This window comes from Vibrio sp. A11 (assembly GCF_013048705.1).
GTDB classification, from domain to species: Bacteria; Pseudomonadota; Gammaproteobacteria; order Enterobacterales; family Vibrionaceae; genus Vibrio; species Vibrio metschnikovii.
Genome location: NZ_VHSI01000011.1, coordinates 40,187 through 60,847 on the forward strand (window position 1 = coordinate 40,187; position 20,661 = coordinate 60,847).

A 20,661-nucleotide genomic window follows, 5' to 3' on the forward strand; every position below is an offset into this window, starting at 1 on the left:
GCGCTCCTTAGAATGATGAGCTGTCTAAACCAAGTTTTTGTTGGACCTCTGGTAAATCCACAACCCCTTGAGCGACCAACTGCTTAGCATGCTGCTCCATAGTTTGCATCCCATGCGCAGCGCCCGTTTGGATGATCGAATACATCTGTGCGACTTTATCTTCCCGGATCAAGTTACGAATCGCAGGAGTCGCTAACATAATTTCGTGACACGCCACGCGCCCCCCTCCGACTCGCTTAAACAGTTTTTGCGCAATCACCGCACGCAGCGATTCCGATAACATCGAACGCACCATGTCTTTATCGCTGCCCGGGAATACATCGATAATCCGATCAATGGTTTTTGCGGCAGAACTAGTGTGTAGCGTACCAAACACTAAATGTCCCGTTTCAGCGGCGGTTAACGCTAAACTGATTGTCTCTTGATCACGCAGCTCACCGACTAAGATCACATCAGGGTCTTCTCGCAGCGCCGAACGTAACGCATTTTTAAAACTATGGGTATCACGATGAACTTCACGCTGGTTAATCAAACACTTATTATTGCTATGCACAAATTCTATCGGATCTTCAATGGTCAAAATGTGTTTATTATGATGAGTATTGATATAATCAACCATTGCCGCTAACGTTGTCGATTTACCGGATCCAGTGGGGCCAGTAACAAGGACTAACCCTTTCTCATAATTGGATATTTTTCGAAAGATCTCCGGAGCATTCAACTGATCCAACGTTGGGATCACTGTAGGAATCGTTCGAAATACGGCGGAGCTGCCGCGCGACTGATGAAAGGCATTAACCCGAAAACGTCCCACATTCGGTAGCTCAAATGAAAAATCGACTTCGAGGCGCTCTTCATATTCACTGCGCTGGGCATCATTCATGATGGCAAAGATTAATCGATGCACGTCAGCATGACTAAAAGCAGGCACTCCCAGCTTACGGACTTCACCATCAATCCGGACCATGGGCGGAACACCTGCAGAAAGATGTAGATCTGACGCATTATGCTTTACACTAAAATCCAGTAACTCTGAGATATCCATTTATTTTTCCTTAATAAAGTCGAGCCATGAGTAGTATTCAACAAAACATTGAACAGATCACCTCACAGATTAAGAGCGCACAACAAAAGTGTGGTCGCTCTCCAAGCTCTGTGCAACTTTTAGCGGTCAGTAAAACCAAACCTGTCGAGGCAATTCTCGAAGCAGCCCTTGCTGGGCAACTTGCTTTTGGAGAAAACTATGTTCAAGAAGGGGTGAATAAAATTCGCTATTTTGCTGAGCATCATCCACAACTCGATTTAGAATGGCATTTTATTGGCCCATTGCAATCCAATAAAACTCGTCTTATTGCCGAACATTTTGACTGGATGCACACCGTGGATAGAGCAAAAATCGCTCAGCGACTGAGTGAGCAACGTCCGGCTCACAAAGCACCGTTACAGGTCTTAATTCAGGTAAACACCAGTGGTGAAACCTCAAAATCCGGTATTAGTGAGCAAGCGTTGTTTCCATTAGCAGAGTTGATTTCTGAACTACCGAACCTCACATTAAGAGGGTTGATGTCCATCCCAGAGAACGTCGCTGATTATGCTGAGCAATTGGTTGCTTTTCAGCGCTTAGCTGACCTGCAAGCACGCTTAAGGGAACGCTATCCAGCACTGGATACTCTATCAATGGGGATGAGTGGTGATATGCAAGCGGCCATCGAAGCCGGAAGTACGATGGTACGCATTGGAACGGCGATTTTTGGCCAGCGCGATTATCCAACCTCAACGAAACCATGATCCTTGCTCAAAGCAGGTTTACTTTTCGTCGAACAATGACCCGCTACCACCAGAGTAGCCAACTGTAGGATAGAACATCATTATGGAACAAAGAACGATTGCTTTTATTGGCGCAGGAAATATGGCTCATGCGATCATCGCTGGCCTGATTGCCAGTGGTTATCCAGCGCAGCGGATCATTGCCAGCGCGCCGTCCCAAGCCAACTTAGCCTCGTTACATACTCAGTATGCGATTAAAACCACCAGCGATAATCTCGCCGCCGCTCAGCAAGCGGATGTCGTGGTGCTGGCGGTAAAACCTCAATTAATGGCTGAAGTATGTCAACCGATGCAAGCTATTGATTGGTCAAATAAATTAGTTATTTCTATCGCCGCGGGGATTTCGGTAGCGCGCTTGCAACAATTGCTCAATACTCAACCTGCGTTAGTACGGGTGATGCCAAACACCCCCTCATTGGTTAATCAAGGCATGGCAGGGTTATTTGCCGCACCAGAGGCAAGTGAAAGTGACAAAAACTTCACTGAGCAGTTGATGAGTTCGGTGGGAAAAACTTGCTGGGTGAGTGAAGAATCAGCAATCAATAGTGTCATCGCCGCCGCAGGTAGCGCACCGGCCTACTTTTTCTTGTTTATGGAAGCCATGCAAGCCGAGGCAATCGCTCAGGGATTTGATAAGCAAACCGCACGCTTATTGGTGGAGCAGTCGGCGTTAGGCGCAGCGCAGATGGTTGCAGCAAACCCGCAGCTAGAGCTAGCAATCTTACGTGAGCAAGTGACGTCCAAAGGAGGCACGACAGCACAAGCTATCGCAACCTTTGAGCAGCATCAGCTATCGGATATTGTTGCTAAGGCCATGCGTGCCGCAGTCCATCGTGCGCAAGAGATGGAAAAACTATTTTAAATAGACCGCCATTTCAGTACTCTATTCATTAATTTATCATAAGGGCTTTCTCATGAATGCTATGAGCTTTTTAATCTCCACCTTGTTTGATATCTATATCATGGTGGTTATTCTGCGTGTTTGGCTACAAGCCGCTCGCGCCGATTTTTATAATCCGTTTTCACAATTTATTGTCAAAACCACTCAACCCGTGGTTGCGCCATTACGTCGAATGATCCCCTCGGTGGGTAATCTGGACCTTGCCACCATCCTCTTTGCTTATGTGTTATCGGTGCTCAAATTCGTCGTTCTGATCCTGATGGTCTCTAAGGGTGCGATGGTCTTCAGTCTCGATTTCTTATGGTTTGGCTTATTGTCTTTAGTCAAAGCAGCCGGTGGATTACTGTTTTGGATCTTACTGATCCGGGCAATTTTGAGCTGGGTCAGCCAAGGACGTAGCCCAATAGAGTTTGTTTTCCATCAATTAACCGAACCTATGCTAAGCCCTATTCGCCGGATCATCCCAGCGATGGGTGGTTTCGATTTAAGCATTTTAGTGCTGTTTATTATTCTACAATTCGCTAACTTTTTAATGGGTGATTTCATTGGCCCCATTTGGTATCAGTTGTAATGTCAATCGCTTGGCTTGATGGGCAAGATCTTTGCCTGCGGATTTATGTCCAACCTAAAGCCAGCCGCGATAGTTTAGTGGGGCAGCACGGTGATGAGCTCAAAATAGCCATCACTGCGCCACCTGTTGATGGAAAAGCGAATGCCCATTTAAGCCGCTATCTTGCCAAACTGTGTAAAGTATCGAAAAGCGCGGTTGAAATAGAAAAAGGCCAGCTAGGGCGGCATAAACAAGTACGCATCCTCTCACCTACGGTGATCCCTGCCGAAATTCAAGCTCTGTTCCCCACTTAATGTGGGGAATTTTTTTCTCCGAACTGTTGTACAATAACCGTTAGCGATGACGACAAGTCTCATCGAGCTCCCTATTCAGACGTGAGAGATTTATGAATAAGATTGTTTTAGCCACTGGTAACCGAGGAAAAGTCGCGGAAATGGCCGATTTATTAGCCGATTTCGGTTTTGAGGTTATCGCACAAAGTGAATTAAATGTGCCAGATGCTGATGAAACAGGCTTAACCTTTATTGAAAATGCCATCATCAAAGCACGTCATGCCGCTGCCCTTACTGGTCTACCAGCGATTGCCGATGATTCTGGACTCGAGGTTGACTATCTTGATGGCGCACCGGGCATTTATTCTGCGCGCTATGCCGGAGCCAATGCTTCAGATAACGATAACCTGCAAAAGTTATTAACCCGCTTAGAAGGTGTGCCGAGTGAACAGAGAACCGCTCGCTTTCACTGTGTTTTAGTCTATCTGCGTCATGCTAACGACCCAACACCTCTGGTTTGTCATGGTCAGTGGCAAGGTGAAATCTTAACTGAGCCTCGTGGTGAGCATGGCTTTGGTTACGATCCCATTTTCTGGGTTCCCGAAGAAAACTGCGCTTCTGCCCAGTTACCTGCCGCCCGTAAAAAGCAGCTCTCTCATCGCGCTAAAGCTCTACAATTACTGTTCCAAGCCTTAAAAGAGCAACGCGCCTCATGCTAACACCGCCCAAGTTGAGCTTGTACGCCCATATCCCGTGGTGCGTACAAAAATGCCCTTATTGCGATTTTAACTCTCACGCCTTAAAAGAAGAGATCCCTGAAACGCAATATATCGCTGCACTACTGGAAGATCTGGATCGTGATATTGAGCGCTATCAGCTTGCTAACGATCCAAGGCGATTGCATTCGATCTTTATCGGCGGGGGGACGCCGAGCTTAATTTCACCACAAGGCATCCAAGATTTGATTGACGGCATTGCCGCGCGCATTCCGTTTCAACCTGAGATTGAGATCACCATGGAAGCCAACCCTGGTACGATTGAAGCTGAGCGTTTCGCGGCTTATCGCCTCGCAGGCGTCACTCGAATCTCGATTGGCGTACAAAGCTTTGCCACCGAGAAGTTAGCCCACTTAGGTCGTATTCATGGCCAACAAGAGGCAGTACGTGCGGCAAAACTGGCGCATGCCATTGGTTTAAAAAGCTTTAATTTGGATTTAATGCACGGCCTGCCCGATCAAAGCCTAGCGCAAGCCTTGGATGATTTAGACCAAGCGATAGCGTTAAATCCTCCTCACCTGTCTTGGTATCAATTAACCATTGAACCTAATACGCTGTTTTATTCTAAGCCCCCCACTCTGCCCGATGATGATGCACTGTGGGATATTTTTGAACTTGGCCATCAAAAACTCACTGAGGCAGGTTATGTACAATATGAAATCTCTGGCTACAGTAAGCCTGGTTATCAATGCCAACATAACCTCAATTACTGGCGATTTGGTGACTATCTGGGCATTGGCTGTGGAGCGCACGGTAAATTGAGCTTTGCTGATGGCCGAATTATTCGCACCACTAAAGTGAAACATCCACGTGGTTACTTAGCGGCTTATCAAAATATGGTGAAGCCTTATTTGAGTGATGAACAGCTCGTTGCCGCCGGCGATCGCCCTTTTGAATTTTTCATGAACCGATTTCGTCTGCTCGAAGCGTGTCCAAAACAAGATTTCACCACCACCACAGGGCTAGCGTTAAGTGTAATTGAGCCAACCATCCAATGGGCGTGTGAGATGAATTACTTAACCCAAGATGCGACTTCGTGGCAGATCACTGAACATGGTAAGTTATTTTTGAATGATTTACTGGCGGCATTTATGGCTGAAGAGTAACTCAACAACAACTCGCTACTGACAATCGAATGATTGCCAGTAGCCATTTTAATCAGCTAGAAAATTGAGCGGCCAATGCGCTCGGACAACAGCTCCAGCGCTTTAGTGCCCGCTAACGAATTACCTGATGGATCAAGCTCAGGAGACCAAACCGCAATGGTCATTTCACCGGGCACAATAGCGATGATGCCACCACCGACCCCCGATTTACCCGGCATGCCCACTCGATAAGCAAATTCACCCGCACCATCATAAAGACCACAGGTAGCTAATAACGCATTGATTTGCTTACTTTGCGTCACACTAACCACGCGCTGCCCCGTGTGTACCGAGACCCCTTTGTTGGCCAAATAGCTGAATGTTTTCGCTAATTCAACACAGCTCATTTTTAGTGCACAAGCGTGAAAATAGTTATTTAAGACCGGAATCACTTCGTTTTCAAAATTACCAAACGAGCGCATTAAATAAGCAATCGAAGCATTACGATCACTGTGCATCATTTCCGACGCTGCCACCACTTTGTCATAGATGATCTGCTCTTCACCACTTAACTGACGCACAAATTCCAGCAAACGCTGGCGAGGGGCGGATAAGCGGCTATAAAGCATATCCGCGATCACAATCGCTCCGGCATTAATAAATGGATTACGCGGGATGCCCTGCTCCATTTCCAGCTGAATCAATGAATTAAAAGCTTGTCCAGAAGGCTCTTTGCCAACCCGCTGCCACAGCTCCTCTGGCTGATATAAACCCATCGCCAAGGTTAAACTTAACGCTTTGGAAATCGATTGGATGGAAAATCCCTCCTGCGCATCACCAGCAGCAAAGATCTCGCCTTGGTTAGTGTAAACCGCGATACCGAGTTTATCGCTCGCCACTTGGGCCAGAGCGGGAATGTAGTTAGCCACTTTGCCTTGTCCAATCAATGGACGAACTTCATCGAGAATGGTCGCTAAAATAGCGGAGCTTGGTTTCATAGTCTGAGTTTACTTTTATTATTATTGCCGCTGAAAACAATGGAACGGCCAAATGAGTTACCGTCTCATCGCCCAACAGATTTTTAATGTAGGGAGAGTCAAAAAAGCCAACACGATAAACCATGTTGGCTAAGTTCTAAGCAGTATCTTGCCGAGCTTGATACTTGTCCAGCATAAACTGGTAGGACAGGTTAACTCACTCGTTGGAATTTAATATCCCATACGCCATGGCCTAGGCGATGGCCGCGCTGTTCAAACTTGGTTAACGGACGCTCTTCTGGACGTGGAATATAATCCCCTTCCAGGGCGAGATTACGATAACCAGGTGCTTGATTCATCACTTCAATCATATGCTCAGCGTAATTTTCCCAGTCCGTTGCCATATGAAATACCCCTTCGCCAACGATCAGTTTTTGTCGCACCATTTCTGCAAACTCTAACTGCACAATACGGCGCTTATGGTGACGTTTTTTATGCCAAGGATCAGGAAAAAACAGTTGTAGCGTCGCCAAGCTATTATCAGGGATCATGTTAGCAAAAACTTCAACCGCATCGTGGCACATCACTCGTAAGTTAGTCACACCAGCATCGCGGGCGGAAGCCAAACAAGCACCAACACCAGGGCTATGCACTTCAATACCAATGAAATTTTTATGTGGGGCATTTTTTGCCATTTCAACCAATGAGGCTCCCATGCCAAACCCAATTTCTAACACCACTGGATTTTGGTTACCAAACACCTGAGCCCAATCCAGTAACTCGGTTTGATAATCAATCCCCATGGTTGGCCAGCAGGCTTTCATCGCCGCTTCTTGACCTTTGGTTAGTCGACCTTCACGACGCACAAAACTACGGATTCTACGTAGCACTTTGCCATCTTCTGTCAATTGATTGGTGGTAACTTCACTCATTGCGATTGCCTGTCTATTTTTTCGTCTTCACTCAAAGGGAGTGTGATTATCCAAAGAATTGCTTGCCATGCAAGTGTTATTATAGTCCAGCGCTTCACTAGAACGATCACCTGAAACCTTAAAGATACCCTTATAATTTATCGGTTGTACTCGACGGGCATTCTGTGGTGCAATTTTGATTCATTATTTTTATTATTACAGAGCATGTCGTGACTCCATTCGCTTCCGCAATTTTGACTTGGTATGACGCCTATGGGCGAAAGCATCTGCCTTGGCAGCAAAATAAAACGGCCTATACGGTATGGCTATCAGAAATCATGCTGCAACAAACCCAAGTAACCACCGTGATCCCTTATTACCAGCGCTTTGTTGAACGTTTTCCTAGTGTTGCTGACTTAGCGGCGGCTCAACAAGACGAAGTGCTGCACTATTGGACCGGCCTTGGTTACTACGCTCGGGCGAGGAACTTACATAAAACTGCAAAGATCATTGTCGATCAGTATCAAGGCCAGTTTCCAACCGAGCTGGAGGCGATGAATGCGTTACCTGGTGTTGGTCGCTCGACAGCAGCGGCAGTGCTCTCTTCAGTGTTTAAAAAGCCGCATGCTATTTTAGATGGCAACGTTAAACGGACCCTAGCTCGCTGCTTTGCTGTTGATGGATGGCCGGGAAAGAAAATCGTTGAAAACCAGCTTTGGCTGCATGCGGAGCAACAGACCCCAAGCGTCGATGTCGATAAATACAATCAAGCGATGATGGACATGGGAGCGATGATCTGTACCCGTAGCAAGCCAAAATGTACACTGTGTCCAGTGGAATCCTTATGTATTGCCAAGCAACAAGGTAACCCCTTAGATTATCCTGGTAAAAAACCGAAAAGCGACAAACCAGTCAAGCAAACGTGGTTTGTCATTCTTTATCATCAGGGTCAAGTCTGGCTTGAACAACGCCCACAAGTCGGGATTTGGGGCGGATTATACTGTTTTCCACAACATACCGATCAGCAGATTGAAACAACGTTAGCGCATCGTGCTGTACAAGATAACCACATTCAATCTCAGCGCCCATTAATTGCCTTTCGGCATACTTTTAGTCATTACCATTTAGATATTACCCCGATTCTATTGGAACTGACTCATAAACCAGACATCATCATGGAAGGAACGAAAGGTCTTTGGTATAACTTACAACAGCCTGAAGAAATCGGCTTAGCAGCCCCTGTAAAGCAGTTGTTGCACAGCTTACCCTTTGAAATTCATCCGTAAACGATTAAGAGGAAGTCATTATGAGCCGCACGGTATTTTGTGCTCGATTACAGAAAGAAGCTGACGGTTTGGATTTTCAGCTCTACCCCGGAGAGCTGGGTAAACGTATTTTTGATCATATTTGTAAGCAAGCTTGGGCAGAGTGGCAAACCAAACAAACTATGCTGATCAATGAAAAAAAACTCAATATGATGGATCCTGAACACCGCAAATTTCTCGAAAATGAAATGGTCAATTTCCTCTTCGAAGGTAAAGAGGTCCATATTGAAGGTTATACTCCACCAAGCCAAGCTTGAGTTTCACAGATAATCTCTAGACAATTTGATCTTGCAGCTGTTTATTTTCGCTGCAAGATCAAATCAGCAGGGAAATTGATTTGCCTAGGAAAGCGATGAAAAAATCACTGTACTGTTTAACCACACTCTTACTCTTAGTCGGCTGCAGTCGTGAGTTTGTTGAACGTTTCTATGCGGTGGATTATGAGCCAACCAACCGTTTTGCAAAAAATCTCGCTCAATTACCCGGGCAATTTGAAAAAGACACCGCCGCATTAGATAGCTTGATCCTCAGTTTCTCTGGCAATATCGAACGCCGCTGGGGTAGCCGAGAAATCAAAATTGCTGGTAAAAGTAATTACGTAAAATACATCGATAATTACCTTAGCCGAACAGAAGTCAATTTTAGTGATGGTAAAATATTGGTTGAAACCATCTCACCCACGGATCCTCAAGGACACTTAAAAAGAGCGATCATCACCACGTTATTAACGCCTGACGATCCGGCTAGCGTCGATCTTTTTTCATCACAAAACATTGAGCTAAAAGGACAACCTTTCTTATACCAACAAGTTGTCGACCAAGATAAGCAACCCATTCAGTGGCGCTGGCGTGCCAACCGCTACGCCGATTACCTGATTGCTCATCACCTCAAAGTCAAACAAGTTGATTTTAAGAAAGCCTATTATGTTGAAATTCCGATGGTCGCGGATCAAATGCAGATCCGTAGCTACCAATACGCCGACATTGTTCGCCGAGCTTCCCGTAAATATGGTATTCCGGAAGATCTTATTTACGCGATCATCAAAACAGAAAGTAGCTTCAACCCTTATGCGGTCAGCTGGGCTAACGCTTATGGCTTAATGCAAGTAGTGCCGAAAACTGCGGGACGGGATGTGTTTAACTTGGTAAAAAATAAACCCGGTGAGCCAACACCTGAATACCTCTTTAATCCAGAAAATAACATAGATACCGGTACCGCCTATTTTTATCTACTCAAAAACCGTTATTTGAAAGATGTCCGTCATCCTCTTTCTCTTGAGTACAGCATGATTTCTGCTTACAACGGAGGCGCTGGCGGTGTTCTGCGAACATTCCATCAAGATCGACAGCGAGCCATGAATAATTTAAATAGCCTACAACCTAATCAGGTGTATTGGGCTTTGACCAACCGTCATCCTAATGCGGAAGCACGGCGCTACTTAGAAAAAGTAACTCAATTTAAACGAGAATTTAACGCGAAGTAATCTTTCACGCCCTACTTGCCTAAAATAGCGACACTTAAACCAGTTTTCTATTTTTTTTTAAAATAGTGGTTGACGTACAGAGGGAAAATCCGTTTAATAGCGCTCCGTTGCCCGGATAGCTCAGTCGGTAGAGCAGAGGATTGAAAATCCTCGTGTCGGTGGTTCGATTCCGCCTCCGGGCACCACAAATTTTATTGTTGGTGCTGTCGTCAGTAACAACAAGCAATAAATTAAGTGCGCCGACTTAGCTCAGTAGGTAGAGCAACTGACTTGTAATCAGTAGGTCACCAGTTCGATTCCGGTAGTCGGCACCATTTATTGCCTCGATAGCTCAGTCGGTAGAGCAGAGGATTGAAAATCCTCGTGTCGGTGGTTCGATTCCGCCTCGAGGCACCATATTAAAGCTGTTCCTCCTTAGCTCAGTTGGTAGAGCGACGGACTGTTAATCCGCAGGTCGCTGGTTCGAGCCCAGCAGGAGGAGCCACTTTTCAAAGCCCAGTCATTGACTGGGCTTTTCTTTATCTAAACATCACTGACGATCACTCGATTCCCTCTGCCCCGTTCCATGGTAGGCAAACGGTTTAAACTCATCAGTCGATACTCTGTTCTACACCTTACCGAGAAGATAAGGTGGTTTCCTTTTTGCGCGATTAAAAAACTTTTATCGCGGACAACGTTTAACCGCAAACCATTCACTTGTTCCAGCTTGAGCTTAATCAAACGATTCTTCCCTATCCGATTAGCGACACGATAAAGACGTTAAGTCGAAGGATAGGTAAGAATTTACCGCTGTTTCTGTTAGCTTTTCTAAACAAAAATGGATAAAAACAGCCCACTAAGTATAGAAAATCAGCAAACGAGTTTTTTTTTGCATTTTACTGTTGACGAAGGATCGGAAAACTCGTTTAATACACCCCGTTGCCTCGATAGCTCAGTCGGTAGAGCAGAGGATTGAAAATCCTCGTGTCGGTGGTTCGATTCCGCCTCGAGGCACCATATTCTGATAGATATTGGTGCAAGCGCAACCAGTATCTTAACTGATAAAGTGAGCCGGCTTAGCTCAGTTGGTAGAGCAACTGACTTGTAATCAGTAGGTCGCCAGTTCGACTCCGGCAGCCGGCACCATTATCAAAAAATCTGTTCCTCCTTAGCTCAGTTGGTAGAGCGACGGACTGTTAATCCGCAGGTCGCTGGTTCGAGCCCAGCAGGAGGAGCCACTATTATTAACTGATGATACGTCATCCGTTATTAATGCCGACTTAGCTCAGTAGGTAGAGCAACTGACTTGTAATCAGTAGGTCACCAGTTCGATTCCGGTAGTCGGCACCATTATTAAAAAATCTGTTCCTCCTTAGCTCAGTTGGTAGAGCGACGGACTGTTAATCCGCAGGTCGCTGGTTCGAGCCCAGCAGGAGGAGCCAAATTTTAAAGCCCAGTCATTGACTGGGCTTTTTTTATGGTGATTCAATGGTGAGTAAAAAGGCTTATCCCTCTCAAAGATAAGCCTTACTAGCACTAATCGTTACGCCTTCAATCAGCGTAAAGAAACGCGATCACTTAAACCCCTGCTCTTTCTTTATCAAATCATAAGCATGTTGGATCTCTTGTGATTTCTCTTTTGCCATGTTCATCATCTCAGGGGGTAAGCCTTTAGCCATTAATTTATCTGGGTGATGCTCATTCATCAATTTACGATAGGCCCGTTTAATGGTTTGTACATCCGCATCTTGATTGACACCCAGCACAGAAAAGGCATCCGCCAATCTATCTCGACTAGAGGGTTGCTGCCATTGACTTGAACCCGATGACCCGCCCTGCTGACCGGTAAAACCACCACTTTGCTGAAAACGAAATGCCGCTTCTTGCATACGTAAACGGCGCTCTAGCTGATCCGATGAGAATCCAAGTCCCTGAGCAATTTTATGTAAAACCTGACGTTCGCTAGGGTGTAAATCACCATCAGCAAAGGCAGCAGACACTTGTAATTCAAGGAAGAATTGCATTAAATCAAATCGACCACCCGTAAAAAAACGGACATTTTCTAATGTTTGTTGCAAAGGAAAGTCGGCTTCTTTACCTTCGCGAAAAGCATCTTGTGCAGCGCGGCGCTGGTCACCATGCAAGTTCATTCTGTCCATCATGATGCTGGCCAATTGAATCTCTTGCTGGGTGACTTGACCTTTCGCTTTGGCAACGTGTCCCATTACTGCGAAAGCAGATTTAAAGAATTCTTCTTGCCTCTCGGTTTGTGTTGGTCCTGAACTGAACTGCCCATTAGCAAACGGGTTTTGGCTTCGATAGCGAGCCTTATCAAACTGGTGGCCAAGAAATAGACCAAAGATTGCGCCCAATGGGCCGCCAAATAGCAGGCCAAAGAAAGCGCCAAGAATTTTGCCAAAAATATGCATTATGTGCTCTCAATCTATGAATTTTTTAGGTGTGCTGTGGTCTGATAGTGCCGGGAGCGTTATTTTCCTTTATGATAAGGAAGCATTTTATTGACTTAACACTCTTAAAGTCGGAATCAAACAGAACAACAGGATAGTACAACTCGATGTCACGTTTTTCCCGCACATTTTTAGCCGCTTCGATCAGCGCCGCGCTCTTTGCGCCACAGACTCAAGCAGAAGCAACGGTGGATAACAGTGTGCAGGAACTGCCCACTCTTGATCAATGCTTAGTGAATGAACCCGAGTCGGAAAATCCGAATCCACAGCCTATCAAGGTCAAAGCGGATAAGCTAGAAGCAATTAGTGGTCAACGCGCCACTTATTCTGGCGATGTCGTCGTTTTACAAGGACAAAAGCAGATCCGCGCTAACAATGTGACACTCCATCAACAAGAAAATATTGTTGTGGCCGAAGGTAATGTGACCTTTAGTGATGGCCAAGTCAAAGCAACCTCAGATAGAGTGACCAATCAACTCAATATTGATCAAATCACATTAGAGAACACCCAATATCAGTTTTTATGTCAACCGGGTCGCGGTCATGCGGCTTATATCGCCAAAACCGGTAAAGCCGTTTATGAGATTGAAGATGGCTCAATCACCTCTTGTCCAGAAGGTGATAGCGCTTGGCGTTTGCGTGCCTCAAGTATTGACGTTGACCAAGACGCTGAACAAGCGACGTTTTACAATCCTCGTTTAGAAATACAAAACGTCCCCGTGTTCTATTTACCTTATCTTACCGTACCGATTGGTGATACTCGTAAAACGGGTTTCCTCTATCCAGACATTTCCTATGGTTCACGTGATGGTTTTGAAATCTCAGTTCCTTTTTATTGGAATTTAGCGCCTAACTACGATTTAGAAACCACCCTGCGTTATATGGATAATCGTGGAACTCAGTTGAATACCGTGTTTCGTTATCTCACCGAATTTGGTTCAGGTAGCCTTAAAGGCGAATTTTTACCTGATGATGAACTTCATCCTGAACAAGGGAAACGTTGGGGTTTCCAATATCGCCACGATGGTATTTATCAACAAGCATGGAAACTGGATCTGGATTACTCCCGCGTTAGTGATGTCGAGTATTTTTCCGATTTAAGCTCAGGGATTGGTAATCGAGAAGATGGTCAACTGATGCAGCAAGCACGAGTGACTTACCGCTCTTCGGCTTGGGATACCTCATTGTTGGCAAGAGACTTTCAAGTATTAACTGATAAAGATAACCTCCCCTATCGATTGATGCCGCAAGTCGCTTTTAACTACTATGCACCAGAGCTGCTGCGCTATCTAGATTTAGACATTAAAAGCCACATTTCACGTTTTGAAACCGATGCAATCGGTAAACCTTCGGCAACTCGTGCCCATATCGAACCCGGCATTAGCATCCCGCTAGGAAACACATGGGGAACATGGACCACAGAAGCAAGGCTGTTAGCAACCTATTACCAACAAGATTTATCTGGCGTTATCAGTAGTGATTACCAAGAGTTAGAAGAGAGCGTGTCGCGGGTTATCCCTGAATTCAGAACGCATGCCGGTATCGTCTTAGAACGAGACACCACGCTATTTAATGGCTATACCCAAACGCTTGAGCCACAAGTTCAGTACTTGTATGTTCCAAAAGAAAACCAACAAAACATCGCACGTTATGATACGACATTATTACAAACTGATTACTACGGCCTATTCAGAAGTAGAAAGTACAGCGGAGTAGATTTTATCTCTGCCGCCAATCAAGTCAGCTACGGCGCATCAACACGGTTTTTTGATGACCAATACAAAGAACGATTAAACATCGCGTTTGGACAAATTTTCTATATCGATAAAGGTTTAAAATCAAGCAATACCGATAGTAGCCAAGTGGAAGATACTCAATCGAACTATTCCGCTTGGGCCGTAGAAATGGATTTTAATTATGATGATTTTCTCTTTTATCACGGCGGTATTCAGTACGACATCGACACCAGTGCGATGCAATTGGCCAACAGTACGTTGGAATACCGCTTTAACGGCGGCTACCTACAAACCAATTATCGTTATGTTACCAAAGAGTATATCGAAGATACGGTGGGCGACAGTATTCCGGTGAGCAGTATTACTCGACGAGGAATATCTCAAGCAGGCCTACTTGGCGGCTATCAGCTTTCTCATAAGTGGCATGTCACTGGACAGTATTTTTACGACATGACAACCAATGAAGCACTGGAATGGCTAGTGGGCATTCGCTATACCTCTGATTGCTGGTACATGGGTTTCTCTTACAGTAATCAGTTAAAAGATTGGAATAGAACCCCAAGTGGCAATTATCTGGGTTTCGAAGATCCAAACTATGAAAATAACTTTAGTTTTAACATTGGTATTATCGGCTTTGGCACCAAAGTGAGCTCCAGTGAAAGCATGGCTGGAATTAAAAGTTCTGATAATTCCTTGGGTTATGGACGCCCGTTTTTCTTAAATAATTAGGGCAGTAAATTTGGGCATCGTAGCCTAAAAAACTCTGAATTTTTCGAATATACCCAAACCACTTGAAGTTGCAGGTAGGCGGTAAGTGAGTCTCCATGAGCATAGACAGACTATGTGATTGCGGCGAACGAACGTAGCCAACATCGCTGTAGCTTCAAGTAGAAAGGGGATAATGACCGTGAGCAACAACGATTAACGCTCGATAATGAATAGGATTTCTAATGAAACTGTGGACATTGGCTTTATATACGTTAACCAGCTTAGTGAGTATTGCGACGGTGCAAGCTCAACCCGTCGAGCTTGATCGCGTAGCCGTGATTGTGAATAGTGGGGTGATTTTGCAAAGCGATATAGACAGCGCCTTACTAACAGTAAGAGCGAATGCAAAAACAAACCAGCAAACACTCCCCCCTGAAAATATTTTGCGTGAACAAATCATCGAAAAACTGATTGTCGATACTTTGCAACAGCAAGAAGCCGATCGTATTGGGGTACGTATTGATGACAATACCCTAAATGACGCGATTACCGAGATTGCTCACAATAATCAACAAACACCGGAACAACTTCGCTTATCGATTGCTGAACAAGGATTAACCTACCCAGAATTTCGTGAACAGATCAGAAAAGAGATCGCCGCCAGCGAAGCACGTAACGCATTAGTACGCCGTCGTATTAACATTATTCCAGCCGAAGTCGATACCTTGGCAGAGCTGCTCGCTCAAGAAACCAGCGCGACCGTACAATATAAAATCAGCCATATTCAACTGCGTTTTAACGATGGACAAGACAAATCCGAGGTTGAAGCACAAGCCAATAAATTAGTCGCTGAACTCAACCAAGGCGCAGACTTTAGCACCATGGCCATCACCTATTCAAAAGGCCCACGGGCACTACAAGGGGGAGATTGGGGATGGATGCGTAAAGAAGAAATGCCGACGATTTTCGCCGACCAAATTAAAATGCAAAATAAAGGCAGTATTATTGGCCCATTTCGTAGTGGTGTCGGTTTCCACATTCTAAAAATTGATGATATCAAAGGCTTAGAAACGGTTGCGGTGACGGAAGTCAATGCACGTCACATTCTGATTAAACCAACGATTATTTTGAGCGATGAAGGTGCCAAAAATCAACTTAATGATTTAGTACGTCGCATCAATGCTGGCGAAGCCAGCTTTGCTGAATTAGCCCAACAATATAGCCAAGACCCAGGCTCTGCAGCGCAAAATGGCGAATTAGGTTATCAAACACCTGAACTGTATGTTCCTGAGTTTAAACATCAAATCGAGACACTTCCGGTTGGAATAATTAGTGAACCCTTTAAAACCGTACACGGCTGGCATATTGTGGAAGTCTTGGATCGCCGCGAAGTTGACCGTACTGATGCCGCAATGAAAAATCGAGCTTATCGCATTTTGTTTAACCGTAAATTCAATGAAGAAGCCAGTACTTGGCTACAAGAGCTGCGCGCCGGTGCTTTTGTTGAAATCCTACAGGATGATCAAGATGACGATTAAACGTATCGTAGTCACCGCCGGAGAACCTGCCGGTATCGGACCTGATTTAGTACTGGCACTATCGCAAAATGATTGGCCACATCAACTGGTGATTTGCGCCGATAAACAGATGCTCGCAGAGCGCGCCAAAGCACTGGGAATTGCAGTAAAGCTACTTGATTATCAGCCCGATCAAAAAGCCACACCGCAAAAAGCGGGGTATTTGCTGGTTGACTCAATTGCCGTATCAGAACAGGTCATTGCTGGACAGCTCAATTCCGCGAACGGTCATTATGTATTAAAAACGCTAGAAAGAGCGGCATTGGGCTGTATGAATGGTGAATTTGATGCTATTGTCACCGGCCCAGTGCATAAGGGCGTGATTAATCGCGCAGGCGTCGCTTTTAGTGGTCATACGGAGTTTTTTGCCGAGCTATCCAATACCCCATTAGTGGTAATGATGCTGGCAACGGAAGGACTACGCGTCGCTCTCGTGACCACACACATACCATTGGCAACCGTCTCTGCTGCGATAACGGCTGAACGTCTAGAAAGCATCATTCGTATTCTTCACCATGATTTGGTCGAGAAATTTGCGATTGCTCAGCCGACAATTTATGTTTGCGGTCTTAATCCTCACGCAGGAGAAGAAGGGGTATTGGGTCATGAAGAGATAGATACCATCACCCCAAGTTTAGAAAAACTTCGCCGACAAGGTATCGATTTAGTGGGCCCTTTACCGGCAGATACCATCTTTAGCGAAAAATATTTGCAAAAAGCGGATGCCGTTTTAGGAATGTATCACGATCAAGTTCTCCCTGTACTAAAATACAAAGGCTTTGGTCGTTCAGTTAACATTACCTTAGGCTTACCTTTTATTCGAACCTCGGTAGACCATGGAACAGCGCTCGATTTAGCCGCAACGGGATTAGCCGATGTGGGCAGTTTTAAAACCGCTCTCGATCAAGCAATTGAATTAGTTGATAAAAAAACGCAATAACTTTGAGAACACTATGAGAAATGATGTCCATTTAGGGCACAAAGCGCGTAAACGTTTTGGTCAAAACTTTTTAAACGATCCTTATATTATTGATGGAATCGTATCCGCTATTAATCCTTTACCAGGTCAAAATTTGGTAGAAATTGGCCCAGGTTTAGGAGCCATTACAGAGCCCGTAGGCCGTGAAGTTGATAAGTTTACGGTGATCGAGCTCGATCGTGATCTAGCCGAGCGTTTACGCAACCATCCTGAATTATCGAGCAAGTTGACGATTCACGAAGGTGACGCCATGCGTTTTGACTTTCAGCAATTGGTTAAACCGAATAATAAACTGCGTATTTTTGGTAACTTGCCTTATAACATCTCGACACCGCTGATGTTTCATTTATTTGAATTTCACAAAGAAATTCAAGATATGCACTTTATGCTGCAAAAAGAGGTCGTCAACCGTTTAGCGGCAGGACCGGGTAGCAAAGCGTATGGTCGATTAACCGTCATGGCACAATACTACTGTAAAGTTGTTCCGGTATTAGAAGTCCCACCGAGTGCCTTTGTTCCGCCACCTAAAGTCGATTCTGCGGTGGTTCGTTTATTGCCTTACGAAGAACTACCGCACCCTGCAACGAGTTTAAAATGGTTGGATCGTGTCGTACGTGAAGGATTCAATCAACGCCGTAAAACGGTACGTAACTGCTATAAAGGGTTATTGGATGATGAGACCTTTGCACAGCTTGCGATTGACTCCACGATGCGTCCAGAGAACCTGACCTTGCAGCAGTTTGTATCGATGGCAAATTGGCTTGATGCTCAGAATACTCAACCCGCATAAATAGACTAGGATGGCCAATGTGCCATCCTATATTTTCTTCGTTTTGTCATCCGAATCAGGAGTATTTATGGATATTACTCATCCTTGTATCAAGATTCAGGTTCAAACTAAGTACGTGCCAGAACAATCCCATCCTGAAGCGCACCGTTACGTTTTTGCTTATCTTATTACCATAAAAAATCTCAGTACCGAAACCGTACAACTCATCAGTCGCTCTTGGTTAGTGACCGACGCTAACGGAAAACAGATGCGGATTGAAGGGGAAGGCGTCGTTGGAGAACAACCCGTTATTGCCGCCAATGATGAGTATACCTACACCAGTGGCACGGCATTAGAAACGCCAGTTGGCGTCATGCAAGGCCATTATGGAATGATCAACAGCCTCGGTGAACCTTTTCTAGCTGAAATAGACCCTTTTCGCCTAGCCGTTCCCAACGTACTGAATTAAGGGAGTTTGTGTGGCAAATTACATTGTCGGCGATATTCAAGGCTGTTTAGATGAACTGCAGCTATTGCTCAAACAAGTCAACTTTCATCCTATTAGTGACACCTTATGGCTCGCTGGTGATTTAGTCGCGCGCGGCCCAAAATCACTAGAAACACTGCGCTTTATTCGTGACTTAGGACCCGCTGCAAAAACGGTGCTCGGCAATCATGATTTACATCTATTAGCCGTATCACTGGGCATTCATCCAGCCAAAAACAAAGATAAAACATTGGCCATTTTTGCTGCGCCTGACGCTGATGAGCTACTAGATTGGGTTCGCCAATGGCCACTCTTGTTAGAACACCCCGAGTTTGTCCTCACTCATGCGGGCATCTCACCCCAATGGAATTTACAAACCGCTCGAAAAGCTGCCCACGAGGTAGAAACGGTATTACGTAGCCAACGATGGCCATGGTTACTGACCAATATGTATTCCAATACTCCGGACTTATGGAATGACGATTTACAAGGGATTGAGCGTTATCGCTATATCATTAATGCGTTCACTCGCATGCGCTTTTGCTTTTTTGATGGGCGTCTTGATATGGCGTGTAAACTTCCCCCCGCTCAAGTGAGTAGCCACGAGCTGATGCCTTGGTTTGCCCTACCCCAAAGGATTGAATTAGAAAAAACGGTGATTTTTGGCCACTGGGCAGCGCTAGAGGGCTACTTCAGTCCAAACGTAATTGGCTTAGACACTGGCTGCGTATGGGGCGGGCCGCTGACCATGTTACGTTGGGAAGATAAACAGGTCTTTAAGCAGCCAGCATTAGAGTCTAAGTCATAGGTTCTAGGTTCTAGGTTCTAGGTTCTAGGTTTTTCAGTCTCGCGTTCTAAGATGATAAAGTCCATTGAATAGGCATTTTTGTCATCTGCCGAGTAATGTTCACGGTAACATTCATGCCAATTCGTTCCCCAATTGGGGAAATGAGTATCACCGATGAACTGAGCATCAATCAGCGTGATGTACAGTTTATCGGCTTGAGGTAAACATTCCGTGTAAATACTGCCACCACCAATGATCATCACCTCAGGGACCGCCCCCGCCTTAAGCAAGGCAGCGTCCAGTGAAGAGACAACATCAACCCCATCGATCACCAATTCGGGATCTCGGCTGATGACAATATTGTGACGCCCAGGCAAAGGACGTCCAATCGATTGATAAGTTTTGCGTCCCATGATCACCGGTTTGCCGATAGTACACCGTTTGAACCAAGCAAAGTCAGCGGGTAAATGCCACGGCATTTGGTTGTCTTTACCTATCACTCTTTCGTTTGCCATCGCGGCAATCATACTGATGATCATCTTTCTATTCCTACTTTTGCTTAAGCTTCTAGACAATGGGTTTGCGACGATAGAATAACAGCCCGGGTATTGCTAAGCCAACCGCTAATCCCGCAATGATAAACATCGCTTTTAAGAAGTTTTCCATTAAACTCGCAAACAGCTCAGGTTTAAAGCCTAAATGGTGAATTTCTACCATCGCAATCATTGCCTTATAAGCAAATACACCGGGAACCATAGGAATTAATGCTGCTACGGTAAAGACTTTAGGATGAGCCAAAAATCGTCTCGACCACTGAACACCAATCATACCCACAATCCCTGCCGCAAACAGACTCGCCCACTCAATCGGAATACCAAAATGCAGCATCAAATAACGCGATCCATGACCGATCGCTCCTCCTAAAGCGCAATACTTTAATGCTGGGACTGGGACATTAAAGATCAACGCAAACCCAACAGCAGGAATCGAGGCAAACAACATATCGTTGATTAACCCGAGTAATAAATCCCAACTCACCAGCG

At 45.2% G+C, this 20,661-nt stretch carries 21 protein-coding genes and 9 tRNA genes; 24 read left to right on the forward strand and 6 right to left on the reverse strand.

What is annotated here, in order from left to right:
- Positions 1-7 precede the first annotated feature (7 nt).
- Positions 8-1,045 carry a type IV pilus twitching motility protein PilT gene (locus tag FKQ60_RS12255; RefSeq protein WP_154169236.1) on the reverse strand — a complete coding sequence of 346 codons (1,038 nt, stop codon included), beginning with the start codon at positions 1,043-1,045 and terminating at the stop codon, positions 8-10.
- Positions 1,046-1,071: 26 nt separating this feature from the next.
- Here FKQ60_RS12255 and FKQ60_RS12260 point away from each other — a divergent pair, with 26 nt between their 5' ends.
- From FKQ60_RS12260 to hemW, 6 genes are all read left to right on the forward strand, one after another.
- The gene (locus FKQ60_RS12260; protein WP_154169238.1) at positions 1,072-1,788 is read left to right on the forward strand and encodes a YggS family pyridoxal phosphate-dependent enzyme; all 717 of its coding nucleotides are present in this window, start codon (positions 1,072-1,074) and stop codon (positions 1,786-1,788) included.
- An 82-nt stretch (positions 1,789-1,870) separates the two neighbouring features.
- A complete protein-coding gene (proC, locus tag FKQ60_RS12265) occupies positions 1,871-2,689 on the forward strand; it encodes a pyrroline-5-carboxylate reductase (protein ID WP_158144302.1) in 819 nt (272 codons plus the stop codon).
- A 52-nt stretch (positions 2,690-2,741) separates the two neighbouring features.
- Positions 2,742-3,299, forward strand: a complete 558-nt coding sequence (locus tag FKQ60_RS12270; protein ID WP_040904707.1) for a YggT family protein — start codon at positions 2,742-2,744, stop codon at positions 3,297-3,299.
- Positions 3,299-3,592 (forward strand): DUF167 family protein YggU, encoded by a 294-nt coding sequence (gene yggU / locus FKQ60_RS12275; RefSeq protein ID WP_004396060.1) that lies wholly within the window; start codon positions 3,299-3,301, stop codon positions 3,590-3,592. Before FKQ60_RS12270 ends, yggU begins: the two co-directional genes overlap by 1 nt.
- A 92-nt stretch (positions 3,593-3,684) precedes the next feature.
- Positions 3,685-4,290, forward strand: coding sequence for an XTP/dITP diphosphatase (locus tag FKQ60_RS12280; protein ID WP_158137781.1), 606 nt, complete (start codon positions 3,685-3,687; stop codon positions 4,288-4,290).
- Positions 4,284-5,453, forward strand: coding sequence for a radical SAM family heme chaperone HemW (gene hemW, locus FKQ60_RS12285; protein ID WP_170904737.1), 1,170 nt, complete (start codon positions 4,284-4,286; stop codon positions 5,451-5,453). Before FKQ60_RS12280 ends, hemW begins: the two co-directional genes overlap by 7 nt.
- Positions 5,454-5,509: 56 nt before the next feature.
- On the opposite strand, the gene glsB is transcribed toward hemW, so the two are convergent.
- Together glsB and trmB are read right to left on the reverse strand one after the other, a co-directional pair.
- Positions 5,510-6,430, reverse strand: a complete 921-nt coding sequence (glsB, locus tag FKQ60_RS12290) for a glutaminase B (protein WP_154169242.1) — start codon at positions 6,428-6,430, stop codon at positions 5,510-5,512.
- Between the two features lie 191 nt (positions 6,431-6,621).
- Complete coding sequence (trmB, locus tag FKQ60_RS12295; protein WP_154169244.1) at positions 6,622-7,341, reverse strand: tRNA (guanosine(46)-N7)-methyltransferase TrmB; 720 nt, start codon at positions 7,339-7,341, stop codon at positions 6,622-6,624.
- A gap of 209 nt (positions 7,342-7,550) precedes the next feature.
- On the opposite strand from trmB, the gene mutY reads away from it, so the two are divergent.
- From mutY to FKQ60_RS12355, 12 genes are all read left to right on the forward strand, one after another.
- Positions 7,551-8,606: an A/G-specific adenine glycosylase gene (gene mutY, locus FKQ60_RS12300; protein WP_161425471.1), complete on the forward strand. Its 1,056-nt coding sequence runs from the start codon at positions 7,551-7,553 to the stop codon at positions 8,604-8,606.
- Between the two features lie 20 nt (positions 8,607-8,626).
- Positions 8,627-8,902, forward strand: coding sequence for an oxidative damage protection protein (locus tag FKQ60_RS12305; RefSeq protein ID WP_004396066.1), 276 nt, complete (start codon positions 8,627-8,629; stop codon positions 8,900-8,902).
- 95 nt (positions 8,903-8,997) lie between these two features.
- Positions 8,998-10,128 (forward strand): membrane-bound lytic murein transglycosylase MltC, encoded by a 1,131-nt coding sequence (gene mltC / locus FKQ60_RS12310; protein WP_004396067.1) that lies wholly within the window; start codon positions 8,998-9,000, stop codon positions 10,126-10,128.
- A gap of 109 nt (positions 10,129-10,237) precedes the next feature.
- Positions 10,238-10,313: transfer RNA gene (locus FKQ60_RS12315), tRNA-Phe, on the forward strand.
- Positions 10,314-10,366: 53 nt separating this feature from the next.
- Positions 10,367-10,442: transfer RNA gene (locus tag FKQ60_RS12320), tRNA-Thr, on the forward strand.
- 6 nt (positions 10,443-10,448) lie between these two features.
- A tRNA-Phe gene (locus FKQ60_RS12325) sits at positions 10,449-10,524 on the forward strand.
- Between the two features lie 12 nt (positions 10,525-10,536).
- Positions 10,537-10,612, forward strand: a tRNA-Asn gene (locus FKQ60_RS12330).
- Between the two features lie 436 nt (positions 10,613-11,048).
- A tRNA-Phe gene (locus tag FKQ60_RS12335) sits at positions 11,049-11,124 on the forward strand.
- 53 nt (positions 11,125-11,177) lie between these two features.
- Positions 11,178-11,253: transfer RNA gene (locus FKQ60_RS12340), tRNA-Thr, on the forward strand.
- Between the two features lie 16 nt (positions 11,254-11,269).
- Positions 11,270-11,345, forward strand: a tRNA-Asn gene (locus FKQ60_RS12345).
- A 36-nt stretch (positions 11,346-11,381) separates the two neighbouring features.
- A tRNA-Thr gene (locus tag FKQ60_RS12350) sits at positions 11,382-11,457 on the forward strand.
- Between the two features lie 16 nt (positions 11,458-11,473).
- Positions 11,474-11,549, forward strand: a tRNA-Asn gene (locus tag FKQ60_RS12355).
- Between the two features lie 132 nt (positions 11,550-11,681).
- Here FKQ60_RS12355 and djlA read toward each other — a convergent pair.
- A complete protein-coding gene (gene djlA / locus FKQ60_RS12360) occupies positions 11,682-12,536 on the reverse strand; it encodes a co-chaperone DjlA (protein WP_158144308.1) in 855 nt (284 codons plus the stop codon).
- Between the two features lie 146 nt (positions 12,537-12,682).
- Here djlA and lptD point away from each other — a divergent pair, with 146 nt between their 5' ends.
- From lptD to apaH, 6 genes are all read left to right on the forward strand, one after another.
- Complete coding sequence (gene lptD / locus FKQ60_RS12365) at positions 12,683-15,040, forward strand: LPS assembly protein LptD (RefSeq protein WP_170906574.1); 2,358 nt, start codon at positions 12,683-12,685, stop codon at positions 15,038-15,040.
- A 221-nt stretch (positions 15,041-15,261) separates the two neighbouring features.
- Complete coding sequence (gene surA / locus FKQ60_RS12370; protein WP_154169252.1) at positions 15,262-16,557, forward strand: peptidylprolyl isomerase SurA; 1,296 nt, start codon at positions 15,262-15,264, stop codon at positions 16,555-16,557.
- On the forward strand, positions 16,547-17,536 hold the full coding sequence (pdxA, locus tag FKQ60_RS12375) for a 4-hydroxythreonine-4-phosphate dehydrogenase PdxA (RefSeq protein WP_161425473.1): 990 nt from the start codon (positions 16,547-16,549) through the stop codon (positions 17,534-17,536). Before surA ends, pdxA begins: the two co-directional genes overlap by 11 nt.
- Positions 17,537-17,549: 13 nt before the next feature.
- Positions 17,550-18,365, forward strand: coding sequence for a 16S rRNA (adenine(1518)-N(6)/adenine(1519)-N(6))-dimethyltransferase RsmA (rsmA, locus tag FKQ60_RS12380; protein ID WP_154169254.1), 816 nt, complete (start codon positions 17,550-17,552; stop codon positions 18,363-18,365).
- Positions 18,366-18,432: 67 nt separating this feature from the next.
- Positions 18,433-18,813, forward strand: a complete 381-nt coding sequence (gene apaG, locus FKQ60_RS12385) for a Co2+/Mg2+ efflux protein ApaG (protein WP_004396073.1) — start codon at positions 18,433-18,435, stop codon at positions 18,811-18,813.
- Between the two features lie 10 nt (positions 18,814-18,823).
- Complete coding sequence (apaH, locus tag FKQ60_RS12390) at positions 18,824-19,639, forward strand: bis(5'-nucleosyl)-tetraphosphatase (symmetrical) ApaH (RefSeq protein WP_004396074.1); 816 nt, start codon at positions 18,824-18,826, stop codon at positions 19,637-19,639.
- A 17-nt stretch (positions 19,640-19,656) separates the two neighbouring features.
- Here the strand turns inward: apaH and folA are convergent, their stop codons facing one another.
- Both folA and FKQ60_RS12400 read right to left on the reverse strand, forming a co-directional pair.
- Complete coding sequence (gene folA / locus FKQ60_RS12395; RefSeq protein WP_004396075.1) at positions 19,657-20,157, reverse strand: type 3 dihydrofolate reductase; 501 nt, start codon at positions 20,155-20,157, stop codon at positions 19,657-19,659.
- 28 nt (positions 20,158-20,185) lie between these two features.
- Positions 20,186-20,659 carry a threonine/serine exporter family protein gene (locus FKQ60_RS12400; protein ID WP_161425480.1) on the reverse strand — a complete coding sequence of 158 codons (474 nt, stop codon included), beginning with the start codon at positions 20,657-20,659 and terminating at the stop codon, positions 20,186-20,188.
- Between the last annotated feature and the right edge of the window lie 2 nt (positions 20,660-20,661).

Excerpts from the sequence above, each read along its gene's own strand:
- FKQ60_RS12255 (WP_154169236.1), bottom strand. The coding sequence starts at position 1,045 with ATGGATATCTCAGAGTTACTGGATTTTAGTGTAAAGCATAATGCGTCA.
- FKQ60_RS12260 (WP_154169238.1), top strand. The coding sequence starts at position 1,072 with ATGAGTAGTATTCAACAAAACATTGAACAGATCACCTCACAGATTAAG.
- proC (WP_158144302.1), top strand. The coding sequence starts at position 1,871 with ATGGAACAAAGAACGATTGCTTTTATTGGCGCAGGAAATATGGCTCAT.
- FKQ60_RS12270 (WP_040904707.1), top strand. The coding sequence starts at position 2,742 with ATGAATGCTATGAGCTTTTTAATCTCCACCTTGTTTGATATCTATATC.
- yggU (WP_004396060.1), top strand. The coding sequence starts at position 3,299 with ATGTCAATCGCTTGGCTTGATGGGCAAGATCTTTGCCTGCGGATTTAT.
- FKQ60_RS12280 (WP_158137781.1), top strand. The coding sequence starts at position 3,685 with ATGAATAAGATTGTTTTAGCCACTGGTAACCGAGGAAAAGTCGCGGAA.
- hemW (WP_170904737.1), top strand. The coding sequence starts at position 4,284 with ATGCTAACACCGCCCAAGTTGAGCTTGTACGCCCATATCCCGTGGTGC.
- glsB (WP_154169242.1), bottom strand. The coding sequence starts at position 6,430 with ATGAAACCAAGCTCCGCTATTTTAGCGACCATTCTCGATGAAGTTCGT.
- trmB (WP_154169244.1), bottom strand. The coding sequence starts at position 7,341 with ATGAGTGAAGTTACCACCAATCAATTGACAGAAGATGGCAAAGTGCTA.
- FKQ60_RS12305 (WP_004396066.1), top strand. The coding sequence starts at position 8,627 with ATGAGCCGCACGGTATTTTGTGCTCGATTACAGAAAGAAGCTGACGGT.
- mltC (WP_004396067.1), top strand. The coding sequence starts at position 8,998 with ATGAAAAAATCACTGTACTGTTTAACCACACTCTTACTCTTAGTCGGC.
- djlA (WP_158144308.1), bottom strand. The coding sequence starts at position 12,536 with ATGCATATTTTTGGCAAAATTCTTGGCGCTTTCTTTGGCCTGCTATTT.
- lptD (WP_170906574.1), top strand. The coding sequence starts at position 12,683 with ATGTCACGTTTTTCCCGCACATTTTTAGCCGCTTCGATCAGCGCCGCG.
- surA (WP_154169252.1), top strand. The coding sequence starts at position 15,262 with ATGAAACTGTGGACATTGGCTTTATATACGTTAACCAGCTTAGTGAGT.
- pdxA (WP_161425473.1), top strand. The coding sequence starts at position 16,547 with ATGACGATTAAACGTATCGTAGTCACCGCCGGAGAACCTGCCGGTATC.
- rsmA (WP_154169254.1), top strand. The coding sequence starts at position 17,550 with ATGAGAAATGATGTCCATTTAGGGCACAAAGCGCGTAAACGTTTTGGT.
- apaG (WP_004396073.1), top strand. The coding sequence starts at position 18,433 with ATGGATATTACTCATCCTTGTATCAAGATTCAGGTTCAAACTAAGTAC.
- folA (WP_004396075.1), bottom strand. The coding sequence starts at position 20,157 with ATGATCATCAGTATGATTGCCGCGATGGCAAACGAAAGAGTGATAGGT.